Raw genomic sequence first — 7,674 nt, 5'->3', positions numbered from 1 at the left:
GCATCCCCCGCCCCCGCACCACCCCGTGAGGGTGCCGTACGGCACCGTACGGCGCACGGCAGGGGCCCGGCATCCGGAGCGGATGCCGGGCCCCTGTCAGCGGGCTGTGCCGGTGGGCTTCACCGGCGCGGGCTCACGCCTCCTTGGAGAGGTTCGGCCCGGCGCCGCCACCCGCGGCGGACTCGACCGGCGGGGCGTCCGGCAGCGCCGACTTCTCCTCGCCGCGGAAGGTGAAGGTCTTGGTCTCGCCCTCGCCCTCCGTGTCCACGACCACGATGTGGCCGGGGCGCAGGTCGCCGAAGAGGATCTTCTCGGAGAGGACGTCCTCGACCTCGCGCTGGATGGTGCGGCGCAGCGGCCGGGCACCCATCACGGGGTCGTAGCCCTTCTTCGCGAGCAGCTCCTTGGCATCGGTGCTCAGCTCGATGCCCATGTCACGGTCCTTCAGCCGCTCGTCCACCTGGGCGAGCATCAGGTCGACGATGTTGATGATGTCTTCCCGGGTGAGCTGGTGGAAGACGACCGTGTCGTCGACGCGGTTGAGGAACTCGGGGCGGAAGTGCTGCTTCAGCTCGTCGTTGACCTTGGCCTTCATCCGGTCGTATCCCGCCTTGACGTCGCCCTGGCTGGCGAAGCCGAGGTTGAAGCCCTTGGAGATGTCCCGGGTGCCGAGGTTGGTGGTCATGATGATGACCGTGTTCTTGAAGTCGACGACGCGGCCCTGGGAGTCGGTCAGGCGGCCGTCCTCCAGGATCTGCAGCAGCGAGTTGAAGATGTCCGGGTGGGCCTTCTCCACCTCGTCGAAGAGGACCACGGAGAACGGCTTGCGGCGCACCTTCTCGGTGAGCTGGCCGCCCTCCTCGTAGCCCACGTAGCCGGGCGGGGAGCCGAACAGCCGGGAGACGGTGTGCTTCTCGCTGAACTCCGACATGTCCAGGGAGATCAGCGCCTCCTCGTCCCCGAACAGGAACTCGGCGAGCGTCTTGGACAGCTCGGTCTTACCGACGCCGGAGGGGCCGGCGAAGATGAACGAGCCGCCCGGCCGCTTCGGGTCCTTCAGGCCCGCGCGGGTGCGCCGGATCGCCTGGGAGAGCGCCTTGATGGCGTCCTCCTGGCCGATGACGCGCTTGTGCAGCTCCTCCTCCATGCGCAGCAGCCGGGAGGACTCCTCCTCGGTCAGCTTGAAGACCGGGATGCCGGTGGCGGTGGCCAGGACCTCGGCGATGAGCTCCTCGTCCACCTCGGCGACGACGTCCATGTCGCCGGCCTTCCACTCCTTCTCCCGCTTGGCCTTCTGGGCGAGGAGCTGCTTTTCGGTGTCGCGCAGCGACGCGGCCTTCTCGAAGTCCTGCGAGTCGATCGCGGACTCCTTGTCCCGGCGGACGCCTGCGATCTTCTCGTCGAACTCGCGGAGGTCCGGCGGCGCGGTCATCCGGCGGATCCGCATCCGGGAGCCGGCCTCGTCGATCAGGTCGATGGCCTTGTCCGGCAGGAAGCGGTCCGAGATGTAGCGGTCGGCGAGGGTCGCGGCGCCGACCAGGGCCGCGTCCGTGATGGACACGCGGTGGTGCGCCTCGTACCGGTCGCGCAGGCCCTTGAGGATCTCGATGGTGTGCGGCAGGGACGGCTCCGCGACCTGGATCGGCTGGAAGCGGCGCTCCAGGGCCGCGTCCTTCTCCAGGTACTTGCGGTACTCGTCCAGGGTGGTGGCGCCGATGGTCTGCAGCTCGCCGCGGGCCAGCATCGGCTTGAGGATGCTCGCCGCGTCGATCGCGCCCTCGGCGGCGCCCGCGCCCACCAGAGTGTGCAGCTCGTCGATGAACAGGATGATGTCGCCCCGCGTGCGGATCTCCTTGAGCACCTTCTTCAGGCGCTCCTCGAAGTCACCGCGGTACCGGGAGCCGGCGACGAGGGCGCCGAGGTCCAGGGTGTAGAGGTGCTTGTCCTTGAGCGTCTCGGGCACCTCGCCCTTGACGATGGCCTGTGCCAGCCCCTCCACCACGGCCGTCTTGCCGACGCCGGGCTCGCCGATGAGCACCGGGTTGTTCTTCGTACGGCGGGAGAGGACCTGCATGACCCGCTCGATCTCCTTCTCGCGCCCGATGACCGGGTCGAGCTTGGACTCGCGGGCCGCCTGCGTGAGGTTGCGGCCGAACTGGTCCAACACGAGCGAGGTGGACGGCGTGCCCTCGGCGGGGCCGCCGGCGGTCGCGGCCTCCTTGCCGCCCGAGTACCCGGACAGCAGCTGGATGACCTGCTGCCGCACCCGGTTCAGGTCCGCGCCGAGCTTCACGAGGACCTGCGCTGCCACGCCCTCGCCCTCGCGGATCAGGCCGAGCAGGATGTGCTCGGTGCCGATGTAGTTGTGGCCGAGCTGAAGGGCCTCGCGGAGCGACAGCTCCAGCACCTTCTTGGCACGGGGCGTGAAGGGGATGTGGCCGGACGGCGCCTGCTGGCCCTGTCCGATGATCTCCTCCACCTGCTGGCGGACAGCCTCAAGCGAAATCCCGAGGCTCTCCAGTGCCTTAGCGGCGACACCCTCACCCTCGTGGATCAGGCCCAGGAGGATGTGCTCGGTGCCGATGTAGTTGTGGTTGAGCATCCGGGCTTCTTCCTGAGCCAGGACGACAACCCGCCGCGCGCGGTCGGTGAACCTCTCGAACATCGTTAATCGCTCCTCAGAGCGGTCAGGCAGTGAGGGGACGCTCCCCTCGCTGTCCTTCCGCAGCTTAGTCCCGCAACGGGGGACCGCTCATTCCAACTGCCGACACCAGCCCAGTTGACTCCCTGTCTCCTGCCCCGGACAGCCGACAACAGTTCCAACCCGATGGTGCGAGACGATGTTCCCGCAGGCCAGGCGTATTCACCTGGATCCACTACGCCGACGGCGAACGCCTCCCCGTCGACACGCCCGCCCTCGGCTGACACCGCCCGTTCACACCCCCGTTCCCCCCGTCTCCACCTGGGCTTCCTGCTCGTTAGAGCCTTCTTACCCGCTCCCGCGGACTCTCCATGCCGCTTCCGCCGGATACGGCCCGCCGCATCCGCTGACGGCGAACAGCCTTGCGCCGGGGAAGGACCTTTCCGAGCACGATGGGTAGCGAATGTCAACCCTGCGTAACATCGATGCCGTCCGGCCCGTTGCACTGTGCATGACGTTCGCGATTCCGCGCCCCCCGGCGGCAGCACCGCTCAGCGCGGCGCAGGGGCCAGACGGGGCCGGCGGGACGGCCGGGGCCGATGCGCTGGAGCTGCCGGTCGACGCCGGACTGGCGCTGCTGCGGCGCCGCGGGGTACGCACCGGCCCGGTGGCGTACGACCCGGCGCGCGAGCGCGTACAGCTGCTGGTGCCCGGCGGCAGCGCGGAGGAGCTGCCGGGGCTGCTGGAGTGGCTGGAGTGGGGCGGTGTGGGGCTCGCGCTGACCGCCCGGGCCGCCTACGACCCCCGGGAGGCCGCCGTATGGCTGCGGCCTCCCGGTCCGGGGCGCGAGCCGGCCGGGGCGGGTCCCGCGCCGGATCTGGTCAGGCTGGTGAGCGCCGCGGCGACGGAGTGCCACCGCGCGCGGCTCGGGCTTCAGCCGTTGGCCTTCTCGTAAGCCTCACGGATGCCTGCCGGGACCCGGCCCCGGTCGTTGACCTCGTAGCCCTGCTCCTTGGCCCACGCGCGAATCTTCGCGGTGTCCTGGCTGCCGCCGGCCGGCGCGGCGCGGCCACCCTTTCGCGAAGAGCGCCCGCCGGTGCGCCGCCCGCCCTTGAGATAGGGCTCCAGGGCGCTGCGGAGCCTGTTCGCATTGTCGGTGGTGAGATCGATCTCGTAGGTCTTCCCGTCCAGCGCGAACGTCACCGTCTCGTCCGCCTCGCCGCCGTCGAGGTCGTCGACAAGAAGTACCTGAACCTTCTGTGCCACCGGTCGCTCCCATTCGTCATCGATAACGGATTACTGATACTGCCGACGAAAGCAAACCGCTTTTCCGGGAGAAACACAAACCCTCGGCTGAGTTTGACAGGGCGGCCGCCCGGGATTGGCGGGACCTTTCGGACAAAGTGGTGGCCGTTCGGCTCCGGGCCCGGCGCCCGGGTTCAGAGATGCAGCAGCATGCGGCTGTTGCCCAGGGTGTTCGGCTTCACCCGTTCGAGCCCCAGGAACTCGGCTACACCCTCATCATAGGAACGCAGTAGCTCACTGTAGACATCGCCGTCCACCGGAGTCTCGCCGATCTCGGCGAAGCCGTGCTTCGTGAAGAAGTCGACTTCGAAGGTGAGGCAGAAAATGCGCCGCACCCCCAGCCGGCGCGCGGTCTGCAGCAGCTTCTCCAGCAGCAGGTGCCCGACACCGGTGCCGCGCGCCTCGCGCGCCACCGCGAGCGTCCTGACCTCGGCGAGGTCCTCCCACATCACATGCAGCGCGCCGCACCCGACGACTTCCCCGTCGTGGCACCGTTCGGCGACCCAGAACTCCTGGATGTCCTCGTAAAGGGTCACGGTGGCTTTGCCGAGCAGGATCCGGTCCCGCGAGTAGGCGTCGATGAGCGTGCGGAGGGCCGACACATCCGAGGTGCGCGCCCTGCGCACGGCGACTTCGCTTAGCGGCTCCGGTTCCGGCCGTTCTGTCATGAACGGACGCTATCGCTCCTGGCCGCCGGGGCTCCCTCCGGGGGCATCAAGATGGACACCGTTCAGCTGTACGACGCGCAACGCGTCCCGCAGCACCTCGACCTGTTCCGGCGACATCATGCCGAAGAAGTCGACGAGGGCCGCGGCCGGGTTGTCGCTGGCAGCCCACGCCTCGTTCATCAGAGCGGCCGAGTAGGCGGCGCGGGTGGAGACGGCCGCATATCGATAGGCCCGGCCTTCTTGATCCCGGCGGACCCAGCCCTTCTGGCGCAGGTTGTCCATTACCGTCATCACCGTGGTGTAGGCGATGACGCGTTCCTTCTGGAGATCCTCCAGCACTTCGCGCACGGTGACCGGGCGGTTCCAGCGCCATACCCGTGTCATCACGGCATCTTCCAACTCACCCAATGGCCGAGGCACACCAGAATAATAGGGGGAGATGTCCGAATCGAGGGGTTTCTCGATACCCGAGGGCCAGGTCCGGCCCAGCGGACCGCACCCGCACCCGCGCCAGGGGCGGCGCCCCTGGTCGTCTAGTCGTCGGAGTTCCGCTCCGCGCGGGCCAGCGCGGCGTCGACGATGCCGTCTTCCTTGGCCTTGTTCGCCCCGCCCTGGCTCTTGACGATCGTCACAATGAGTGCCGTGAACGCCACCGCCATGACGAGGGGCGGGACGAGTGCGGAAACGTAGTCCATGTCTCTGCTGCCTCCTCGGTGCGCGGCATCCAGCGTACTGCGCCCTCCCCGGCGCGGACGCGCACCCCGTGCGGAAGGGCTCAGCTGCGGTCCACGTTGCGCTCGTACACCAGCCGGAGGCCGATCAGGGTCAGCCAGGGCTCGTGCTCGTCGATGACCCCCGACTCACCCAGCACCATCGGGGCCAGCCCTCCGGTGGCGATGACCGTGACGTCCCCGGGGTCGTCCGCCAGCTCCCTGGCCATCCGGCCCACGACGCCGTCCACCTGGCCCGCGAAGCCGTACACGATGCCCGCCTGCATGGCCTCCACGGTGTTCTTGCCGATGACGCTCCGCGGCCGGGCGATCTCGATCTTCCTGAGCTGCGCGCCGCGCACCCCCAGCGCGTCGACGGAGATCTCGATGCCGGGCGCGATGACGCCGCCGACGTACTCGCCGCGCACCGAGACCGCGTCGAACGTCGTCGCCGTGCCGAAGTCGACGACCACGCAGGGGCCCCCGTACAGCTCGACGGCGGCGAGCGCGTTGATGATGCGGTCGGCGCCGACCTCCTTGGGGTTGTCCATGAGGATCGGCACGCCCGTCTTGACGCCCGGCTCGACCAGCACGGCGGGGATGTCGCCGTAGTAGCGCCGGGTGACCTCGCGCAGTTCGTGCAGCACGGAGGGCACCGTCGAGCAGATGGCGATGCCCTCGATGTTGTCGCCCAGTTCCTCGCCGAGCAGCGGGTGCATGCCCATCAGGCCCTGCAGCAGGACGGCCAGTTCGTCGGCTGTGCGGCGGGCCTCGGTGGAGATGCGCCAGTGCTCCACGATCTCCTCGCCGTCGAAGAGGCCGAGGACGGTGTGGGTGTTGCCGACGTCGATCGTCAGGAGCATCAGGCGCTCTCCTCGCGCAGGTCCAGGCCGATGTCGAGGACCGCCGAGGAGTGCGTGAGGGCGCCCACCGCCAGATAGTCGACACCGGTGGCCGCGTACACGGCGGCGTTGTCCAGGGTGAGGCGGCCCGACGACTCCAGCCGGGCGCGGCCCTCGACCAGCCGGACGGCCTCGGCCGTCTCCCCGGGAGTGAGGTTGTCCAGCAGGATCAGCTCGGCCCCCGCCTCCAGGAGCGGCGGGATCTGGTCCAGCCGGTCGACCTCCGCCTCGACGGGGACGTCGGGGAACTCCTCCCGCACGCGCCGGAACGCCTCGGCGACGCCGCCCGCCGCGAGCACGTGGTTGTCCTTGATGAGCGCCGCGTCCGACAGCGACATCCGGTGGTTGACGCCGCCGCCGCACCGCACCGCGTACTTCTCCAGGGCGCGCAGCCCCGGCGTCGTCTTGCGGGTGTCCCGCACTCGCGCTCCGGTGCCCGCGAGGGCGTCCGCCCAGGCGCGGGTCGCGGTGGCGATCCCGGACAGCCGGCACAGCAGGTTCAGCGCGCTCCGCTCGGCGGTCAGCAGGTCGCGGGTGCGGGTGCGGACGGTGAGCAGCTTCTCACCGGGCCGGACCCGGTCGCCGTCCAGCACATGGCGCTCCACCTCGAAGTCGTCCGTGCAGACGACCGAGAGCACCGCCTCGGCGATCCGCAGGCCCGCCGCGGTGCCCTCCTGGCGAGCGGTGAAGTCGCCGGTGGAGACGGCGTCCTCCGGGATGGTGGCGACGCTGGTGACGTCGACGCCGTTGTCCAGGTCCTCCTCGATGGCCAGGTGCGCGATGTCCTCGACCTGCACCGGGTCGAGCCCCGCTTCGAGCAGCAGCTGGACCAGGCCGGGGTCGAGGCCGCACTCCAGCGGGTCGAGGCCGGCGCCGTCCCCCGCAGCGCAGCCGCAGCCGTCGCCGCAGCCGCCCTGCGGCGCCGCGGGGCCTCGTCCGATCGTCAGGAGCGGGAGGTCGTCGGTCACGGATTGCTCTCCTTGGTCGCGACCGGAGGAAACGCGGTCGTGTCGGTCATCCGGATGTCTGCGTCGTTCAGCGGCAGGCGGACCACGATATGCCGTCGCCAGTGGGCGTCGTCCCGCTCCGGGAAGTCCTCGCGCCAGTGGCAGCCGCGGGTCTCCGTACGCAGCTGCGCCGCGGCGACCAGCGTCCGGGCCACGAGGTGCAGGTTGGCCGTCTCCCAGGTCTCGGTGCCGGGCTCGGCGGGCTTGTCGGCCAGTTCGGCGGGCAGCGCCGCGAGCCGCTCCGCCGCCCGCGCCAGGCTGTCGGCCGAGCGGAGCACCCCGGCGCCCTCGGTCATGGCGCGCTGGATCCGCAGCCGGGCCTCGGGCGGCAGCAGGGGGCCCTCTCCGGCCCTGGGCGCGGGGACGGCGGCCCCGGGCGCGGGGACGGCACCGCGGCCGTCAGCGGGCCCGTCAGCGGCCGCTGCGGCGGGCCCGGGGGCT

General features: G+C 70.3%; 8 protein-coding genes and 1 pseudogene. 1 reads left to right on the top strand and 8 read right to left on the bottom strand.

Annotated elements, in window-relative coordinates; genetic code table 11:
• Positions 1–133 precede the first annotated feature (133 nt).
• Entirely contained in the window at positions 134–2,665 is a 2,532-nt protein-coding gene (locus tag G5C65_RS26725; RefSeq protein WP_165301502.1) for an ATP-dependent Clp protease ATP-binding subunit, read from the bottom strand.
• Between the two features lie 487 nt (positions 2,666–3,152).
• On the opposite strand from G5C65_RS26725, the gene G5C65_RS26720 reads away from it, so the two are divergent.
• Entirely contained in the window at positions 3,153–3,596 is a 444-nt protein-coding gene (locus G5C65_RS26720) for a hypothetical protein (protein WP_165301501.1), read from the top strand.
• Here the strand turns inward: G5C65_RS26720 and G5C65_RS26715 are convergent.
• From G5C65_RS26715 to G5C65_RS26685, 7 genes and pseudogenes are all read right to left on the bottom strand, one after another.
• Positions 3,575–3,907, bottom strand: coding sequence for an Lsr2 dimerization domain-containing protein (locus tag G5C65_RS26715; protein WP_165301500.1), 333 nt, complete (start codon positions 3,905–3,907; stop codon positions 3,575–3,577). The genes G5C65_RS26720 and G5C65_RS26715 overlap by 22 nt on opposite strands.
• A 173-nt stretch (positions 3,908–4,080) precedes the next feature.
• Positions 4,081–4,614: an amino-acid N-acetyltransferase gene (locus G5C65_RS26710; RefSeq protein WP_165301499.1), complete on the bottom strand. Its 534-nt coding sequence runs from the start codon at positions 4,612–4,614 to the stop codon at positions 4,081–4,083.
• 9 nt (positions 4,615–4,623) lie between these two features.
• A complete protein-coding gene (locus G5C65_RS26705) occupies positions 4,624–5,034 on the bottom strand; it encodes a BlaI/MecI/CopY family transcriptional regulator (RefSeq protein WP_165301498.1) in 411 nt (136 codons plus the stop codon).
• 113 nt (positions 5,035–5,147) lie between these two features.
• On the bottom strand, positions 5,148–5,309 hold the full coding sequence (locus G5C65_RS26700) for a hypothetical protein (protein WP_165301497.1): 162 nt from the start codon (positions 5,307–5,309) through the stop codon (positions 5,148–5,150).
• An 80-nt stretch (positions 5,310–5,389) separates the two neighbouring features.
• Positions 5,390–6,187, bottom strand: a complete 798-nt coding sequence (locus G5C65_RS26695) for a type III pantothenate kinase (RefSeq protein WP_165301496.1) — start codon at positions 6,185–6,187, stop codon at positions 5,390–5,392.
• Positions 6,187–7,194: a carboxylating nicotinate-nucleotide diphosphorylase gene (gene nadC, locus G5C65_RS26690; protein WP_165301495.1), complete on the bottom strand. Its 1,008-nt coding sequence runs from the start codon at positions 7,192–7,194 to the stop codon at positions 6,187–6,189. Before nadC ends, G5C65_RS26695 begins: the two co-directional genes overlap by 1 nt.
• Positions 7,191–7,674, bottom strand: a pseudogene (locus G5C65_RS26685) (L-aspartate oxidase); the annotation flags it as partial. The gene nadC and the pseudogene G5C65_RS26685, both read right to left, overlap by 4 nt.

The organism is Streptomyces boncukensis (assembly GCF_011045075.1).
Taxonomy (GTDB): domain Bacteria; phylum Actinomycetota; class Actinomycetes; order Streptomycetales; family Streptomycetaceae; genus Streptomyces; species Streptomyces boncukensis.
Note: the sequence above shows the minus strand (reverse complement) of the source record. Positions and strands in the feature narration are given on the sequence as shown.

What these genes read in the sequence shown, in the direction of transcription:
- G5C65_RS26700 (WP_165301497.1), bottom strand. Translation starts at nt 5,309, where the DNA reads ATGGACTACGTTTCCGCACTCGTCCCGCCCCTCGTCATGGCGGTGGCG.
- G5C65_RS26725 (WP_165301502.1), bottom strand. Translation starts at nt 2,665, where the DNA reads ATGTTCGAGAGGTTCACCGACCGCGCGCGGCGGGTTGTCGTCCTGGCT.
- G5C65_RS26710 (WP_165301499.1), bottom strand. Translation starts at nt 4,614, where the DNA reads ATGACAGAACGGCCGGAACCGGAGCCGCTAAGCGAAGTCGCCGTGCGC.
- G5C65_RS26720 (WP_165301501.1), top strand. Translation starts at nt 3,153, where the DNA reads ATGACGTTCGCGATTCCGCGCCCCCCGGCGGCAGCACCGCTCAGCGCG.
- G5C65_RS26695 (WP_165301496.1), bottom strand. Translation starts at nt 6,187, where the DNA reads ATGCTCCTGACGATCGACGTCGGCAACACCCACACCGTCCTCGGCCTC.